We start from the raw sequence: 17,247 nt of genomic DNA on the forward strand, positions 1-17,247 counted from the left end.
GAAGCGGTGGGGCCCTCGTCGTCGATCAGGCGCGCGATCAGTGGTTGTTCAGGTGCGCCTGCAGGGCGCGGACGGTGCGGGCGTTGAGGTACGTCGCGCCGTCCTGGGAGATGCCGAGCTTCGACTGCAGCGCGGCGACCGTGCGGGGGCCGATGATGCCGTCGGGCGTCGTGCCGACCGTGCGCTGGAGGGCCATCTTCGTCTGCGGGCCGACGATGCCGTCACGGTACGTACCGACCCAGGCCTGCAGCGAGCGAGCGGTCTGGCGACCGAGGATGCCGTCGGCGGCGAGCTTGCCGGACGTCGCGGCGGGAGCCTTGACGGCGGAACGAGCGGTGGAGCGCGACACCTGCGTCTTCGCGGCCGCAGCGGCAGGAGCCGCAGCGGTGCTGCCACCGTTGGCGCGGGTCAGGCCACCGCGCACGGAGCACACGGGCCAGGCGCCGGGGCCCTGGACGGCGAGGGTCTTCTGGGCGATCGCGATCTGCTGCTCGCGCGTGGCGAGGTCGGCGCGGGCGGCGTACTGCGTGCCACCGAAGCCGGCCCACGTCTGCTGCGTGAACTGCAGGCCGCCGTAGAAGCCGTTGCCCGTGTTGATGTGCCAGTTGCCGCCCGCCTCACAGGCGGCGACGCGGTCCCAGACCGAACCGGCCGGAGCGGCCGATGCGGTGGTGGCGCTCGTGACGCCGGCGCCGACGGTGGCGGCACCGACGAGGGCGACGCCCGCAGCCTTGCGACCCATGGTCGAGTCGGAGGGAGCGGAGTGCTTCGGGGTGTAACCCATGGAGGTGTTTCCTTTCCTGACGACGCCGGTGAGGTGAGCTGTCGGGTTCGAGCGGTCAGGTGCTCGGCCGGTTCGGGACCGGCTTCACCCCAAGGCACTCAGCGAGTGCCACGAGTGGGTCCCCCACCCTCGTCTGCGGTTCGCACGGTGCGAATGAAGCGGCGCCCGACGAGGTTTGGCGTTGGCGCTGCCCGCGAATTCTTGGTGTGTTGAGTTGTGAGCCGCTTGGGCGACACTCACGACATCGCCACAGCGAGGAGAACGTTACGCGACCTACGTCACAAAATGTGAATTACTGCGGCCCCCGCCGTCGCCGCGCGCGAGAACCCCCCCGCCCGTCAGCGACGACGAGCCCTGCGGCGCTGCACGATCGGGCGGTCGAACGGCGCCGACAGCACGTCCCCGAGAAGCGCCCCCGTGCTCAGCGCGAGGGCGATCCCGACGGCGCCGAGCATCGTCGTCACCCCGACCCCGGACTGCGCCACGCGCGTCGCTCCGAGCAGTGAACCCGACACGGACTCGTACATGCCGCGGAAGATGCGCAGGCCGGGCAGCATCGGCGAGACCGCGGGCATGACGAGCACGAGCGCGGGGGCGCCGAGGCGCAGCGCGAGCAGTCGCGCGCAGAACCCGACGGCCGTTGCGGCCATCGCGGTCGCCGTCGTCGCGCCGAGGCCGATGGAGCTGACGAGGAACGTCACGCCGCCCACGCCCAGGGCGCCCATGACGGCCGTCGGCACGAGCATCCGGACACGCGAACGCATCGTCACGGCCGAGCAGACCGCGCCGAGTGCACCGCAGGCAACCTGGAGCAGAAAGGTCGTCGACGGCGAGTCGTAACGCAGCACCCCGGGCGACTGGAGCCCGAGGTCGAGGGCGTTGTCGAGACTCAGCGTCAAGGACAACCCCGCACCGACGCCGACGGTGATGCCCGCGCAGGCGAGGATCACCGTCAACACGCGTCCGGAGGCGGTGACCGGATAGCCGGTGACCGCGTCCTCGACCGCGGACGCCATCTGACGACCGGGCAGCAGCGCGACGATGCCGCCCGAGATCGCGTACGCGAAGTCGGCCATCGTCATCGAGCCGGGCAGGTGGGTGGCGACGAACTCGCCGACGAGATGACTCTGGTGCGACATGTACGCGAGCCACGCGAGCATCGTCGAGGCGAGTCCGCCGGCGGCCGCCGAGTAGAAGCTCGGTACCCCCAGGTTGCTCAGCACGCGCCCGATGCGGTCGACGATGATCGCCGACACGAACGCGACGGCGACGGCCATCCAGCTACCACCGAGGATCGTCGCGACCGACGCGGCGAGACCACCGAACGCGACCGAGACGAGCCATCGCGGGTACAGCCGCGGCATCCGCTGGATGCGCCGCAACTGCTTCGTCGCCTCGTCGAGATCCATGCCGCCCGCGACGAGGCGCTCGACGAACTGGTGCACGGCCGTCAGCCGGGAGAAGTCACGCGTCGACGAACGGGCGACGCGCAGCATCGTCAGCGGCGGATGGCCCGGATGCGGTGACGGCGTCTGCAGCAGCAGCGCCTGGTTCGTGATGTCGACCTCGAGGCGGCGCAGCCCCGCCGATGCGGCGACGGCGACGACGCTCGACTCGACGTCACGCGTGCTCGCCCCGCAGCGCAGCAACAACTCCCCCACGCGCACGGCGATGTCGAGCGCCTTGTACTGGGCCGAGTCGTCGCTGACTCCCGCGAGGACGTTCGGGTCGCGGTAGGGAGTGTTCTTCAGCGCATCGGCGATGGGCAGCGGCTCGGTGACCGGTTCGCTGCGCAGGAACCGCATCCGCGGCGCCAGGACCGGCTGCGTGTTCTCCGAGATCGGGTTGGGCCCCGTCGTGCCGTGCTCTCGTCCGTACTGACCCATTCCCTGATCCTAGGACGCCGAACGTGACGATCCCTCGGCGCGCGCTGTGGACGCGCTGTGGTGCATCCACTCAGCGCTGCACGCTCGGCGCGTACCGCGCCAGCGGGTCGTCGATGCCGCCCGTCAACGGGAACCATGAGATGTCGCCCTGCTGCAGGAACGAGCCGACCAGCATGAACAGGCCGAGGCCGACGGCGATGCCCGCGACGATGCGCGTCGCGTTCTGCGGCACGAGGCCGCGCACGAGCGAGCGCGAACCGCGTCGGTAGCCGACCGAACCGGCGCCCCGCCACAGCGCCAGTTGCGCGGCGCCCGCGCCGAGCACGAGCGGCAGCGCCCACCACACGCGCGGCACGCCGCCACGCACGGCCACCCAGCCGATACCGACGAGCGCCGCGACGCAGGCGAAGACGACGGTCGGCAGGATGAGGGCGAACAGCGTCGACAGCGTCGCGCGCAACGCGTGCCACGGCGCACTCGCGACGGCGACGGCGCCGTCGCTGCGTCGTCGTCCGGCCTCGTAGCGTCGCAGGACGGTCTGGGTGATCGTGGAGTCGCTGAAGCGCGCGGCGAGGTTCCACACGACGAGCAGCACGAGCCCGACGACGGGCACGAGCGCCGTCACGCCCAACCACAGGACGAAGATCGCCTGCAGCGTTCCCGATCGATGCGGCAGGTTGATGCGCGGGTCGTGCTCGCCCGGGCGCGACTGCGGTTTCGGCGCGAACGGAACGGGCGCGGAGCCGTATGGGCTCGGGTTGGCATACCCCTGGGCGCCCTGACGCACCGGGGCCCCCTGCTGAGCGCGTTCGGCGTCCGTTGGCCCCGCACTCAGCGGCGGCGGCGACGTCACCGGCGCGACGCGCGTGGCGTCCGGGCGGCCGAGCACAGCCGTCGCGTCGGGGCGGGGTTGCTGCGATTCGGGGCGAGTCACGCGCGGCTCTGCCGCGCGTCGCACCGGGACGTACGTCGTCGGTTCGCCGCGCGCGTACCGCTCCATCTGTTCGATGACCTGCCGGGCCGACGGTCGCTCCTGCGGCACCGGGCTGAGCGCGGCGGCGAGCAGCGGCCGCAGCCGCGCGTCGACGCCGCCGAGGTTGGCCTGACCACGCGTCACGCGGTCGAGCACCGCCGGCATCGGGCCGCGCCCGAACGGCGGCTCACCCTGCGCGGCGAAGGCGAGCGTCGCGGCCCAGCCCCACCAGTCGGTCGACGTCGACACGGGCGCACCCTCGACGAGCTCGGGCGAGAGGTAGCCGGGGGTGCCCATGACGAGGCCGGTCGACGTCAGGCGCGCGTCGTCGGCGATGTGGGCGATGCCGAAGTCGATGACGACGGGGCGCCCGTCGACCATGAGCACGTTGCCCGGCTTGAGGTCGCGGTGGACGACGCCGGCGTCATGGATGGCCTGGATGGCGACGGCCAGGTCGCGCCCGAGGCGCGCCAGCGCGTCGGGCTCGAACGGCCCGCGGCGCTTGACGACCTCGTCGAGGGGGATGCCGGGCACGTACTCGGTGGCGATGTACGGGCGCTCGCCGTACGGCTCCGCGGCGATGACGGCGGCGACGCCGGGTGTGTGGACGCGTTCCAGCGTCGCGACCTCCCGCGCGAGGCGGGTGCGCGCGTCGGGGTCGTAGGCGATGTGCGGGCGCAGCACCTTGACGGCGACCTCCCGCCCGTCCGAGCTTCGGGTGTCGAGCGCGCGGTAGACGACGCCCATGCCGCCCTCGCCGATCTTGTCGAGGATGCGGAAGTGGCCGACGACGTCCCCACCGTCGGCCGGGGTGGCCGCGTGAGCGCCCGAGCCCTGCCGTGTCCGCGTGCCCTGCGGCGCCACCTGTGTCGCGTCGTCGTGACGCTCGGGCGTCGGCGACGGCGTCGGGTGGGTGCGCCGCGGCAGACGGTGTCCGGCGCGTGTCGGCTCAGGAGGCTCCGGGGACGTCATGGCTCCACGGTAGGCCGCGCACATGACAAAGTGCTGGATCGACGCGGCCCGGCACGCCCCCGCCGCCCCGCGATAGGCTCGTGACGAAGACGCGAACGGCCCCGGCGCCCCGCCGAATTCGAGCGCACGCCGCACCTGTTCGTCCCGCGCACCGATGAGCGAAGGAACTTTCCGATGAGCGAGACCTACGACTTCGTCGTCGCGGCCAACCGGCTGCCCGTCGACCGCGTGACGACGCCGGACGGCGAGTCGCAGTGGCGCCGCTCCCCCGGCGGCCTCGTCACCGCGATGGACGCCGTCATGCGTGGGCGTGACGGCGCCTGGGTCGGCTGGGCGGGCGAGCCGGGTGAGGCGCCCGAACCGTTCGACGACGGCGGCATGCACCTGCACCCGGTCGCGCTGTCGGAGCAGGAGGTCGCCGACTACTACGAGGGCCACAGCAACGACACATTGTGGCCCGTCTACCACGACGTCATCATCACGCCGACGTTCCGTCGCAGCTGGCGTTCGGTGTATCGCCGCGTCAACCGTCGCTTCGCGAACGCCTGCGCCGAGGTCGCCGCGCAGGGCGCGACGGTGTGGGTGCACGACTATCAGCTGCAGCTCGTGCCGGAGATGCTGCGCGAGATGCGCCCCGACCTGCGCATCGGCTGGTTCAACCACATCCCCTTCCCCGCCGTCGAGCTGTTCGCGCAGCTGCCCGGGCGCGAGGAGATCCTCGAGGGGCTGCTCGGCGCCGACTTCCTGGGTTTCCAGCGCACCGAGGACGCGGGCAACTTCCTGCGCGCGGTGCGTCAGTACCTCGACCTCGACGTGACGGGCGACGTCGTCGACCTCGGCGAACGTCAGGTGCGCGCAGCCGCGGTGCCGATCTCGATCGACGTCGAGGGGCTGCGCGAGATCGTCGAGTCGGATTCGGTGCAGGCGCGGGCGCGTGAGATCCGCGAGCAGCTCGGCAACCCGGAGAAGATCCTGCTGGGCGTCGATCGCCTCGACTACACGAAGGGCATCCGTCACCGCCTCAAGGCGTTCGGCGAACTGCTCGCCGACGAGCGGCTCGACCCGAGCAAGCACAAACTCATCCAGGTCGCGACGCCGAGCCGCGAGCGCGTCAAGGCGTACATGGATCTGCGCGACCAGATCGAGCTGACGGTCGGGCGTATCAACGGTGACTTCTCGAGCATCGGCGCGACGGCGCTCACGTACCTGCACCGCTCGTTCGACCGCGAGGAGATGGCGGCGATGTTCGCGGCCGCCGACATCATGCTCGTCACGCCGCTGCGCGACGGCATGAATCTCGTCGCGAAGGAGTACGTGACGTGCTGCGCCGACGACGGGGCGCTCGTGTTGTCCGAGTTCACCGGCGCCGCGACGGAGCTGAGCGACGCCTACCTGTGCAACCCGCACGACATCGCGGGTCTCAAGCAGCAGATCATGAAGGCCGTCGACGCGCCGGCGCCCCAGCGTCGTCAGCGGATGGACTCGATGCGTGCCCTCGTGAGCGAGAACTCGGTGCAGCAGTGGGCGAAGAACTACCTCGCGAGCCTCGAGGCCGCCCCGAAGGCGCCGTCGACGCAGGCCGCATCGTGACCGCGACGCCGCTGCGGCCGCCGTCACGCAAGGAGCTGGATGCTTTCGCGCGCCGCGGTGACGTGCTCGTCGCCTCCGACTTCGACGGGGTGCTCGCGCCGATCGTCCTCGACCCCGCGAGCGCCCGCCCGCAACCGGGCACGATCGAGGCACTCAGTGCGATGGCGGCGCTACCGGGCGTGAGCGTCGCACTCGCATCGGGTCGTGACCTCGCCACCCTGCGCGCGCTGACGGGGATCGACGAGTCCTCCCCCATTGTCCTCATCGGCAGCCACGGCGCAGAGATCTCGACCACCCTCGGCTCCGCCGCCTCGGGCGGCAGCGCGCTGAGCGACGTCGAGCGCGCCGCCCTCGACGGCGCCACCCACGCGCTCGAGACGATCGCCGAACGACTGCCCGCGACACGCGTCGAGTACAAGCCGGCCGGCGTCGTCCTGCACACCCGCGGCATGGACGAGGACGAGGCCGAGCGCGCGACCTGCGCGGCGCTCGCCGTCCCGCAGGATGTCCCGGGCGTCCACGCGATGCGCGGCAAGGCCGTCGTCGAACTGTCGGTGCTCGACGTGTCGAAGGGCGCGGCACTCGCGGCCCTCGCCGCCGAGCGCAACCTGCGTGCGACGTTCTACCTGGGCGACGACGTCACCGACGAGACGGTGTTCACGACGCTGCGCGCGGGAAGCGACATCGGCGTCAAGGTCGGCGACGGCGACACCGCCGCAGCGCACCGCGTCCCCGGCTGCACCGACGTCCCGCCGCTGCTCGACGCTCTGCTCGGCGCGCTGACGAAGGCGCGGCGCGACGCGCCACGAGACGACGCCGACGTCCGAGACGACGCCGACGCCGGTAAGGGCGCCGTCAGCGCACCGGAGGCGGGCCGGTAGAGGCGCGCACGACGAGGTCGGGCGCGAGCACCAGCTCACGGGCGCACGGCGCGGCCGCTGCGAGCCCACGGATCTGGTCGAGCAGCGTGTCGACGGCGCCGTCGGCGAGCGCGGGGACGTTCTGGCGCACCGTCGTCAGCGGCGGCGAGGTGTGCTCCGTCATCGCCGAGCCGTCGAAACCGACGACGGAGAGCTCCCTCGGCACGTCCAAGCCCGCGTGACGCGCTCCGCGGATGACGCCGAGCGCCATGAGGTCCGAGCCGCAGATGATGCCGCTCGCGCCCCGCGCGGTGAGCTGCGTTCCCGCGAGTTCGCCGCCCTCGACGCTGAACCACGTGTGTTCGACGAGCGCCTCGAACCCGAACTCGGCCGCGGCGTCGCGGAACGCCGTCAGCTTGCGGATCGACGGGGTGTAGCGTGCCGGCCCGACGGCCAGACCGAGCCGGCGGTGCCCCAGACTCAGCAGGTGGCTGACGGCGAGGCGCACCGCGACGCGGTCGTCAGTCGACAACGACGTGACGGCGAGGTCGTCGCGGTGGCCGTTGACGAGGACGACGGGCAGGCCCTGCGCGACGAGTTCCTGATGGCGCGCGATCGACGCCGTCGTGTCGGCGTGGCGACCCGAGACGTGGATGAGTCCGGCGATGCCGCGTTCCAGCAGCATCGACAGGTACTCATCCTCCTGCACCCCGCCGGCGCTCGTCGGGCACAGGACGGCGGTGTACCCCGCTGCAGCGAGCCGCGTCGTGACGGCCTGTGCGAGCGCGGGGAAGATCGGGTTGTCGAGTTCGGGCACGACGAGGCCGATGGCGCCAGCCCCCGCGCGGCGCAGGCTCACGGGGCGTTCGTAGCCGAGGACGTCGACGGCGGTGAGGACGCTGCGGCGCGTGGCCTCGGCGACGCCGGCCTTGTTGTTGAGCACGCGCGAGACGGTCGCCTGCGAGACCCCCGCAGCAGCAGCGATCTGCTGCAGGCGCGGCGGCGATTCGTCGCCGCCACGCCTGAGCGCCGCGTCCTCGGTGGCGCTCACGCGCCCGCTCCCGTCGCGCCGCCGCGGTACGAGTTCACTTCACCGAGCCGGTGGTGAGACCACCGATGAGCTGCTTCTGGAAGGCCAGGTACAGCGCCATGATCGGGATCGAGCTGAGCAGCGCACCAGCCGAGAACTGGCCGAACAGGGCGTTGCGGTCGTTGCCGACCGTCATGCCGTAGAGGCCGACGCCGAGGGTCTGCTTGTCGACGTCGGTGAGGAAGATGCTCGCGAGCATGAACTCGCCGAACAAGCTGACGAACGACACCATGAACACCGTGACGAGGATCGGGCGCACGAGCGGCAGCGTCAGGCTGAAGAACACGCGGGCATGCGAGGCGCCGTCGACGAACGCGGCCTCGTCGAGTTCCTTCGGAACGGTGTCGAAGTAACCCTTGAGAAGCCACACGTTCGATCCCATCGCGCCGCCCAGATAGACGAGGATGAGCCCCCACGTGGTGTTGAGGCCGAACGCGGGCATCACCTCACCGATCTTCGAGAAGGTGATGTAGAGGCCGACGAACGCGAGCAGCGCCGGAAACATCTGCAGCAGCAGCAGCGCGAGCAGCATCGCCCGGCGGCCTCGGAAGCGCAGGCGCGAGAACGCGAACGCGGAGCACGCGCCGATGAAGACGCTGAACACCGAACCGACGAGCGCGATGAGCAGCGCGTTCTTGTACCAGGTGACGAACGGTCGCGCCTCGTTGCTGAACAGGTCGGAGAAGTTGTTGAGCGAGAAGCTCGTCGGCAGCAGCGTCGAAGAACTCAGCGTCCCCGCCTTGTTGAGTGCCGCCGAGAGCAGGAACAGGATCGGGAACAGCGCGAAGGCGAGCGCGCACAGCGCGAGCAGGTGGCGCCACCACACGCCGCCACCGAGGCGCGGCGCACGAGCATGCGTGCCACCGGGAGCAGCTTCGGGCACGCCGGTCACGGCTCCCGGTTCGGGCAGGCCGGCCGCAGGGGTGTTCATGGCAGACATCAGTTGACCTCCTCGAGGGCCTTGCTGCGCAGGAAGCCGGGGAAGCTCAGGAGCGCGACGATGATGAAGATGACGACGGCGACCGCGGATGCGAGACCGAAGTTCGGGTTCGTCCCGTCGATCGCGAGACGGTACGCGTAGGTGATGAGCAGGTCGGTCGAACCGATCTGGGCGCTGTCGCCGACGAACGGCCCGCCCTTGGTCAGCAGGTAGATGAGGCCGAAGTTGTTGAAGTTGAACGCGAACGACGCGATGAGCAGGGGGCCCACCGCGACGAGCAGCAGCGGCATCGTGATGGAGCGCAGCGTCCGGATCGGGCCGGCACCGTCGATGCGTGCGGCCTCCATGACGTCACCCGGGATCGACTGCAGCGCGCCTGTGCACACGACGAACATGTAGGGGAAGCCCAGCCACAGGTTGGTCAGCAGGATGGCGGCGCGCGCGGCCCACGGGTCGCCGAACCAGTCGATGTCGAGGCCGGTCAGGTTGTTGATGAGGCCGTAGTCCTGGTTGAACATCGACGCCCACACGAGCGCGGAGACGAACACGGGCACGGCGTACGGCAGGATGAGCAGGCTGCGGTAGATGGCGCGGCCCTTGATGCGCGGGTCGTTGAGCAGCAGCGCGAGCAGCATGCCGAGCACGAAGGTCGACAGCACCGACAGGATGGCGAACGCCATGTTCCACGCGAAGATGCCGAAGAACCCCTTGCGAATCGTGTCGTTCGTCACGAGGTCGGTGTAGTTCTTGAACCCGACGCCCTGCTTCCACCCGACCGGCAGCGGGCTCGCGGAGCCGGACTGCGGCACCCAGCGTGCATCCTTCTCGACATATACCGTGCCCGTGGCGGAGTCGGTGAGGGTGTTCTTCGCCTTGTCCCACTTCAGCGTCGGCGCGCCCTCGAACGCCTGCGAGACGCCACTGGCCTTGATGCCGTGGCCGTCACTCGTCGGCACCGCGAAGTTGGCGAGGTCCTTGCGCTTGTTCGCCTCGCCGAGCTTGAGGACGCGATAGCCCTCGGCCGACTTGAGGTGGCCGATGCCCATCTCCGTCTTGCCCGTGAGCGGCTGCAACCCCTTGGCGTCACCGACGAAGTGCTTGCCCTTCTCGTCGGTCAGCAGGAAGTGCAACGGCGCGGACGTCACATCCTGGCCGTCCTTGACGGCGATCGACAGCCCGTACGTCGGCGACCCCGCGACCTGCTGGACGGAGTAGGCGATGTCCTGCTTCGTCGCCTCCTCCTTGGAGACGAGGTGGCCCTGGCCGTAGTTCGTGAACGACGTCGCGGCCGTGTACACGATGGGCCACACCTGCAGCCCGAGCAGCAGGATCAGGCCCGGGAACAGATACTTCGCGGGCACGTTGCGGCGCGTGCCGTACACGACGAGCACGGCCATCGCGACGAACGCGACACCGACGACGGCGAGGCCGTACCCCTTGTCGGCCAGCTGCGTCGCGAGATAGATGCAGAGGATGACGGTGGCCGCGACGAGCGCCCACTTGAGGATCGGCGCCCACACGGGGCTCTTGGCTGGCGGCAGACCCGACGTCTGCTCGGGGGCGGCGAGGGTCGCCATGTCCTTCTCCATCGCTCGGGGAATTCGTTCACCGGTGCTCACCGCACCAGCCTGGGGCGTGAGGCGCCTCGCGGGCGCCGTCAGGCCTGTCGTGATGGGCGTCGTCGTCGACGCTCGACGCGCCGTGAGCCGACGACCGACGTGGTCACCGGCTCACGGATGCGACGTGGGTGGATCGTCAGCTGCCGGCCTTGATGGCGGCCTCGATCTCCTTCTGCGCCGCATTGAAGCGGGCGTCGGGGGCTGCCTTGCCGGAGATGACGTCGGCCATCGCCTGACCCATCGGGCCCCAGACGGCATTCATCGCGGGGATGTTCGGCATGAGCTTCGCGCCCTTGCCGGCCTCGGCCCACTTCGCGACGTCGGGGTTGGACTTGACGACCTCGTCGTACGCCGCCGTCAGTGCCGGCGGACGCTTGCCGACCTCGAACAGCGCCTTCTGCGCGGCCTCGGTGGTGAGGAAGGACGTGGTGAACGTCTGAGCGACGGTCGCATTCTTCGCCTTCGAGCTGACGTAGAACATCTGCACGCCGAGGAACGGCGTCATCTTTCCGCCGCCGGTGACGGTGGGCAGCGAGGAGACCTCGTACTTGATGCCGGCCTTGTCGAACGTCGGCAGCGACCACGGGCCGGTGATGATGTACGGCGCCTTCTTGTCGGCGAACAGGGCGTCACCGTTGGTCTTGTCGACGTTGGTCGACAGCACCTTCTTCTTGCCGAGCTCGGCGAGCAGGTTGGCGCCCTTGAGGCTCCCGGGCGAGTTGACGAGCAGCTTGCTCGCGTCGTAGTCGCCGTTGGCCTTCGTGCCGAAGATGCCGCCGCCGAAGCCGGTGAGGAACGGGATGCCGTGGTAGGCGTCGCCCTGCTTGCCCATCTCGAGGGAGAGGACGTTCGTCGCCTTCTTCTCGTCGACGACCTTCTGACCGGTGGAGACGAGCTCGTCGATCGTCTTCGGCGCGTCCTTGACCATGTCGGTGTTGCGCACGAGCGCCATGTTCTCGACGGCGTAGGGCACGCCGTAGGACTGGTTGTTGTACTTCGTCGCGGCGATGGCCTCCTTGTTGAAGCCGGAAGCGACGTTGGCGGGGATCTGCACGGGCGCGACGGAGCCGTTGGAGACGAGCTCACCCATCCAGTCGTGAGCGCCGACGATGACGTCGGGGGCCTGGCCCGCCTTGAAGGCCGTGCCGTAGTTGCCGCGCACGTCCGTCGAGACCTGGACGGAGACCTTGACGTCGTTCTCGTCCGCGAACTGCTTGGCGAGCTTGGAGACGACGGGGGCCGCGGTGCCGTCAGCCCAGACGACGAGGTCGGCGTTGGCGTCACGCTTCGGGTCCTTGGCGTTGACGTCACTGCCGGCGGCAGCACTGCCCGGCGCCTTCGCGTCGCCGGACTTCGACGAAGCCGCAGACGTGTCGCTCTTCGACGAGTCGGACGAGGACGAGCCGCCGCCGCACGCGGAGACGGAGAGGGCGAGGACGCCCGCGAATGCGACAGCCACACTGCGCTTGGTCATGAGTGCTCCGATTGTTCAGGGCCACACCTCGAGTGTGGCCTGCTTCACAGCATGCAGCGTGTACTCAGGGTCTGCAAAGTTTTTCACGGTCACGATTTGATCAAGGAGCGTTGATCGGGTGATAGGCAGGGCCGAGCGAGCATGCAGATCGACCCACCTACCCCTCGAGACGGGGTGCTCAGATGAGCGCTACTGAAACAAATGTGCAGAAGGGCTGGTCAAGAGCCACTCCCATCAGGCATGCTGTGTGCGGCGTCACATCCGTGCGCCGCCCGTTCACAACGGATCGTCCGGCACGTTCCTGCCGGTGAGCGCTAAGGAAAACCCCATGGCAACCGTCACGTACGACAACGTCACCCTCACCTACCCCGGGGCCGATCGTCCCAGCGTCAGCGACCTCAACATCGAGATCGCCGACGGCGAGTTCCTCGTCCTCGTCGGCCCGTCGGGCTGCGGCAAGTCGACCTCGCTGCGCATGCTCGCCGGCCTGGAAGAGGTGACGAGCGGCCGCATCCTCATCGACGGACGCGACGTCACGGCGCTGTCGCCTAAGGATCGCGACGTGGCGATGGTGTTCCAGAACTACGCGCTCTACCCGCACATGAGCGTCGCCGACAACATGGGCTTCGCGCTCAAGATCGCCGGCGTCGACAAGGGCGAGATCCGCAAGCGCGTCGAGGAGGCCGCGCAGATCCTCGACCTCACGCAGTACCTCGAGCGCAAGCCGAAGGACCTGTCGGGTGGCCAGCGTCAGCGCGTCGCGATGGGTCGCGCCATCGTGCGTCAGCCGCAGGTGTTCCTCATGGACGAGCCGCTGTCGAACCTCGACGCCAAGCTGCGCGTGCAGACGCGCACGCAGATCGCGGACCTGCAGCGTCGCCTCGGTGTGACGACCGTCTACGTCACCCACGACCAGGTCGAGGCCATGACGATGGGTGACCGCGTCGCAGTCCTCAAGGACGGTCTGCTGCAGCAGTGCGACACGCCGCGCAACATGTACGACCACCCGAAGAACGTCTTCGTCGCCGGCTTCATCGGCAGCCCCGCGATGAACCTGTTCGAGGTGCCGGTCAAGGACAACAAGGTGCTGCTCGGCACCGCGTCGATTCCGCTGCCCGCGGACGCCCGCCCCGGTTCGAACCGTGTCACGCTCGGCATCCGCCCGGAAGACCTCGCGCCGTCCGACGCGGGTCTCGAGGTCGACGTCGTCATGGTCGAGGAGCTCGGCGCCGACGCCTACGTCTACGGCAAGACGAACGTCGAGGGCGAGGACCAGCAGGTCATGGCCCGCGTCGACGGCCGCCGCCCCCCGATGAAGGGCGACACGCTCTACTTCGCGCCGAAGACCGATCACATCCACCTCTTCGACGTCGAGACCGGTGAGCGCATCAACGTCTGAACGCGCACCCGCGAGGGGCTGACATGACGATCGAGCGGACGATGGCGAGCGGCCATCGTCCGCTCGACGCATCGACGGGCGGCCGAGGCACCGTTTCGGGTGAAACACACCGTCACGCGGATGCGCGCAGCCGCCCCCGCACGGTGGGAGGATGACGAGGTGGCACTCGACATCAAGGCAGCACGCCCCTACCCCGCGCTGTTCGCACTGCCATGGAGCGTGCCCCTCGAGCAGTGGCCAGAGGATCGACTCGCGGCACTGCCGCGCGGCATCTCGCGTCACATCGTCCGCTTCGCGAAGGTCGACGGCCGCATCCTCGCCGTCAAGGAGATCAAGGCCGACATCGCGCTGCGCGAATACGCGATGCTCAAGCAGCTGCGGCGCCTGCACCTGCCGTGCGTCGAGGCGATCGCCGTCGTCACCGGACGCACCGACGTGCACGGCGAACCGCTCGACGCGTGCCTGCTGACGCGGCACCTGCAGTTCTCGCTGCCGTACCGCGCGATGATCAGCCAGACGCTGCGCCCGGACGCGGCGACCCGCCTCATCGACGCCCTCGCGGTCCTGCTCGTCAAGGTGCACCTCGTCGGTTTCTGGTGGGGTGATGTGTCACTGTCGAACGCCCTGTTCCGTCGTGACGCGGGCGAGTTCGCCGCCTACCTCGTCGACGCCGAGACCGGTGAGCTGCGCGAGAAGCTGTCGAAGGGCCAGCGCGAGCACGACCTCGACATCGCGCAGGTCAACATCGCCGGGGAGCTGATGGATCTGCAGGCTGGCGGCATGGTGCCCGACGACATGGACCCCATCGAGGTGAGCAACACGATCGTCGAGCGCTATCACGAGCTGTGGGAGGCACTCACGCAGGCCGAGCGTTTCGACGCCTCGGACGCGTGGCGCGTCGAACAGCGCATCCGCTCGCTGAACGACCTCGGATTCGACGTCGGCGAGCTCGACATCACGACCGACATCGACGGCACGACGATGTCGATCAAGCCCCAGATCGTCGAGGCCGGCTACCACACGCGCCGCCTGCGTCACCTCACCGGTCTCGAGGTCGGCGAGAACCAGGCGCGACGACTGCTCAACGACCTCGTCAGCTTCACGGCGAGCAAGAACCGCCAGAGCGACGACGAACGCGCCGTCGCACATGACTGGCTCGCGACGATCTACGAACCGATCACCCGCACGGTACCGCCGCAGTTGCGTCAGAAGCTCGAACCAGCCGAGATGTTCCACGAGGTGCTCGAGCACCGCTGGTACATGTCGGAGCGTCTGCAGCGTGGCGTGACGATCGAGGAAGCCGTCGCCGACTACGTCGAGAACATCCTGCCGACGAAACCGGACGAGCAGAACGTCATCGCCCCCGACGCAACGCCCCTGCAGATGACCGCGCGCTGAGCGCGGCGCCCCGGTAACCTCGTGTGCGAAGGAGCACAGGAGGGAATCATCATGAGCAACAACACGAATGGATACGGCAGCCAGCCGTACGGTCAGAATCCGCACGACCCCGCCGCGCAGCCGGGCCAGTACGGCGGCGCGCCGCAGGGCCAGCCTGCTTACGGACAGCCGAGCCATGACCAGCAGGGTTACGGCCAGCAGGAATACCAGGAACAGAGCTACGGCCAGCCTGCCCAACAGTACGGTGGCGCGCAGTACGGCGCGCAGGGCCAGCAGTACGGCGGCGGCTACGGCCGGCCGGACGCCTACGGCGCACCGGGCTACGCCCAGCAGTACGGTCAGGGCGCGCCGAACATGCCGATCCTCGCGAGCTGGGGTTCGCGTGTCGGTGCGGCGTTGCTGGACTGGTTCATCACGATCCTGCCGACCATCATCTGCGTCGGCATCGCGCTCGGCACCGGAGATTTCCTCAAGGACGGCTGGGACGCGCCGGGCGCCGACCCCACCGATCCCTTCACGGACCGGGCCTGGGCGTTCATGGGCGCGGGCACGCTGCTCGGTCTGCTGTTCCGTCTCTGGAACGAGGGATACCTGCAGGGCAAGCGAGGCCAGAGCATTGGCAAGAAGGTGCTCAAGATCGGCGTCATCAACGAGCGGACCGGCCAGTACCTGGGTGTCGGCCGTGGTCTCGGCCGCCTCGCAGTCGACATCCTGATCTCGCTGCCGTCGCAGCTGATCCCGCTGCTGTTCTTCATCCCCCTGCTCAACTACCTGTGGCCGCTGTGGGACGACAAGAACCAGACGTGGCACGACAAGGCCGTCCACTCGCTCGTCGTCCGCACGGCCTGAGCGGCCCACCCGCCATCGACGCCTGACGAGAAGGAACGGACATGAGCAACGGATACGACCCCTACGTTCCGCCGCCCGAGCACGGTGGCGCCCAGGGGTACGGCAGCGGCGCGCAGTCGCAGCCGGGCCCCCAGTACCAGCAGTACCAGGGCCAGCCGTACCAACCGCAGGGCTACCAGGGTGCGCCGCAGCCCGGCCAGCCGTACCAGAACCAGCCATATCAGGGGCAGCAGTACGGTGCGCCCGCTCGACGGGCGGGGTCCGCGCCCTACGGTTCATGGGGGTCGCGCGTGGGCGCCTACCTCATCGACAGCCTGCTGTCGGCCGTCCCGATGATCGTCATCTCCGGTCTCGGATTGTGGCTGGCGTTCAAGGACAGCTACTCGGTGGAAGACATCAACGGCAACTCGACGCTGCACAACGTCTCCGGCGGCGGTGTCGCGTTGGCGCTGCTCGGTCCGCTCGTCGCGTTGCTGTTCAACCTCTGGAACCGCGCCATCCGTCAGGGCAGGACTGGCCAGAGCCTCGGCAAGAAGATGCTGCACCTCAAGGTCGTCGACGAGCGCACGGGTCAGCCGACGGGCGCCGGTGTCGGCTTCGGGCGTTACCTGCTCGAAGCCGTCGCCGGCGGTATCAGCGGCGGACTCCTGCTCATCGTCGACCTGCTGTGGCCGCTGTGGGATGACACCAAGCAGACGCTGCACGACAAGATTGTCCACACGATCGTGGTGCGCGGCGACTGACGCCCGCCCACCGCGAGCGAGCCTCGAGCTCGCCCGACGTGAAACGGCCCGGTTCCCCTCTCCGAGGGAACCGGGCCGTTTCGCGTCAGGGAACGCGTCAGCGCAGACGCTGGTGGATGTCCTCGCTCATGCGAACGATCGCGACGTAGAACTCGAGCGTCATCCGGATGAAGACGAGGTACAGCAAGATGAGGACGGGGCCGATGATGAGAGCGAGCAAACCCGACGCCGCGTTGTCCGCGAAGCCGCCGATCACCATGAAGACCCACAACAGCCCCAGAGCGCCGACGGAGATGGCGTAGGCGAACTTGACGATCTTCGGCGTGATGAACGTCGAGAACGAGAAATCGAACAGCGCCTTGAAGAACCCGGCGCCCGACAAGGACTGATCAGCGGGCACCTGCTGCCCGTACGCCTGGGCGCCGGCCGTGGGGTTGGCCTGCGTCTGGTCGTAGGACGTGTGGGCGCCGTACTGGTTCGACTGGCTCTGGTGCGGCTGACCGTACTGCCCGTACTGCCCCTGGTCACCGGTCTGGTCGTACTGGTGCGGCTGACCGTAGTGACCGGGGTTCTGGCCGTCGCCGGGCTGGTATCCGTCGTAGGAGTCGTGGTTCGACATCGTGAAGGTCTCCCTCTCGTTCATCATGGTGCCTGGACGTACCACGATACG

The 17,247-nt window shown here is 69.2% G+C and carries 14 protein-coding genes and 1 riboswitch; of the genes, 6 read left to right on the plus strand and 8 right to left on the minus strand.

Going from position 1 to position 17,247, the window contains the following annotated elements; all coding sequences use genetic code 11:
- Positions 1 to 37 precede the first annotated feature (37 nt).
- The 3 genes from J4Z35_RS14760 to J4Z35_RS12365 form a co-directional block, all read right to left on the minus strand.
- Positions 38 to 784, minus strand: coding sequence for a transglycosylase family protein (locus tag J4Z35_RS14760; protein ID WP_208065628.1), 747 nt, complete (start codon positions 782 to 784; stop codon positions 38 to 40).
- A gap of 6 nt (positions 785 to 790) precedes the next feature.
- A riboswitch (cyclic di-AMP (ydaO/yuaA leader) is annotated at positions 791 to 944 on the minus strand.
- Between the two features lie 178 nt (positions 945 to 1,122).
- The gene (locus tag J4Z35_RS12360) at positions 1,123 to 2,670 is read right to left on the minus strand and encodes a threonine/serine exporter family protein (RefSeq protein WP_062258796.1); all 1,548 of its coding nucleotides are present in this window, start codon (positions 2,668 to 2,670) and stop codon (positions 1,123 to 1,125) included.
- Between the two features lie 70 nt (positions 2,671 to 2,740).
- Positions 2,741 to 4,615 carry a serine/threonine-protein kinase gene (locus J4Z35_RS12365; protein ID WP_050786426.1) on the minus strand — a complete coding sequence of 625 codons (1,875 nt, stop codon included), beginning with the start codon at positions 4,613 to 4,615 and terminating at the stop codon, positions 2,741 to 2,743.
- Positions 4,616 to 4,789: 174 nt separating this feature from the next.
- On the opposite strand from J4Z35_RS12365, the gene J4Z35_RS12370 reads away from it, so the two are divergent.
- Together J4Z35_RS12370 and otsB are read left to right on the plus strand one after the other, a co-directional pair.
- Positions 4,790 to 6,205 carry a trehalose-6-phosphate synthase gene (locus J4Z35_RS12370; RefSeq protein WP_006943725.1) on the plus strand — a complete coding sequence of 472 codons (1,416 nt, stop codon included), beginning with the start codon at positions 4,790 to 4,792 and terminating at the stop codon, positions 6,203 to 6,205.
- Entirely contained in the window at positions 6,202 to 7,086 is an 885-nt protein-coding gene (gene otsB, locus J4Z35_RS12375; RefSeq protein ID WP_347813549.1) for a trehalose-phosphatase, read from the plus strand. The genes J4Z35_RS12370 and otsB overlap by 4 nt, the downstream gene beginning before the upstream one ends.
- Here the strand turns inward: otsB and J4Z35_RS12380 are convergent.
- The 4 genes from J4Z35_RS12380 to J4Z35_RS12395 form a co-directional block, all read right to left on the minus strand.
- Positions 7,061 to 8,116, minus strand: coding sequence for a LacI family DNA-binding transcriptional regulator (locus J4Z35_RS12380; RefSeq protein ID WP_208065629.1), 1,056 nt, complete (start codon positions 8,114 to 8,116; stop codon positions 7,061 to 7,063). The genes otsB and J4Z35_RS12380 overlap by 26 nt on opposite strands.
- A 34-nt stretch (positions 8,117 to 8,150) precedes the next feature.
- Positions 8,151 to 9,095 (minus strand): sugar ABC transporter permease, encoded by a 945-nt coding sequence (locus J4Z35_RS12385; RefSeq protein ID WP_006946432.1) that lies wholly within the window; start codon positions 9,093 to 9,095, stop codon positions 8,151 to 8,153.
- On the minus strand, positions 9,095 to 10,672 hold the full coding sequence (locus tag J4Z35_RS12390) for an ABC transporter permease subunit (RefSeq protein WP_243755075.1): 1,578 nt from the start codon (positions 10,670 to 10,672) through the stop codon (positions 9,095 to 9,097). Before J4Z35_RS12390 ends, J4Z35_RS12385 begins: the two co-directional genes overlap by 1 nt.
- Positions 10,673 to 10,850: 178 nt before the next feature.
- Positions 10,851 to 12,188, minus strand: a complete 1,338-nt coding sequence (locus J4Z35_RS12395; RefSeq protein ID WP_208065630.1) for a maltose ABC transporter substrate-binding protein — start codon at positions 12,186 to 12,188, stop codon at positions 10,851 to 10,853.
- Between the two features lie 328 nt (positions 12,189 to 12,516).
- On the opposite strand from J4Z35_RS12395, the gene ugpC reads away from it, so the two are divergent.
- The 4 genes from ugpC to J4Z35_RS12415 all read left to right on the plus strand — a co-directional run bounded on the left by ugpC (position 12,517) and on the right by J4Z35_RS12415 (position 16,577).
- On the plus strand, positions 12,517 to 13,587 hold the full coding sequence (gene ugpC, locus J4Z35_RS12400; protein ID WP_208065631.1) for a sn-glycerol-3-phosphate ABC transporter ATP-binding protein UgpC: 1,071 nt from the start codon (positions 12,517 to 12,519) through the stop codon (positions 13,585 to 13,587).
- Positions 13,588 to 13,707: 120 nt separating this feature from the next.
- Entirely contained in the window at positions 13,708 to 14,985 is a 1,278-nt protein-coding gene (locus J4Z35_RS12405) for a DUF4032 domain-containing protein (protein ID WP_243755076.1), read from the plus strand.
- A 51-nt stretch (positions 14,986 to 15,036) separates the two neighbouring features.
- Positions 15,037 to 15,834 (plus strand): RDD family protein, encoded by a 798-nt coding sequence (locus J4Z35_RS14765; RefSeq protein WP_208065632.1) that lies wholly within the window; start codon positions 15,037 to 15,039, stop codon positions 15,832 to 15,834.
- Between the two features lie 41 nt (positions 15,835 to 15,875).
- The gene (locus J4Z35_RS12415; RefSeq protein WP_115297019.1) at positions 15,876 to 16,577 is read left to right on the plus strand and encodes an RDD family protein; all 702 of its coding nucleotides are present in this window, start codon (positions 15,876 to 15,878) and stop codon (positions 16,575 to 16,577) included.
- 97 nt (positions 16,578 to 16,674) lie between these two features.
- On the opposite strand, the gene J4Z35_RS12420 is transcribed toward J4Z35_RS12415, so the two are convergent.
- Positions 16,675 to 17,220 (minus strand): DUF4282 domain-containing protein, encoded by a 546-nt coding sequence (locus tag J4Z35_RS12420; RefSeq protein ID WP_170957279.1) that lies wholly within the window; start codon positions 17,218 to 17,220, stop codon positions 16,675 to 16,677.
- Between the last annotated feature and the right edge of the window lie 27 nt (positions 17,221 to 17,247).

This window comes from Dermacoccus sp. NHGro5 (genome assembly GCF_017565385.1).
Classification (GTDB): domain Bacteria; phylum Actinomycetota; class Actinomycetes; order Actinomycetales; family Dermatophilaceae; genus Dermacoccus; species Dermacoccus nishinomiyaensis.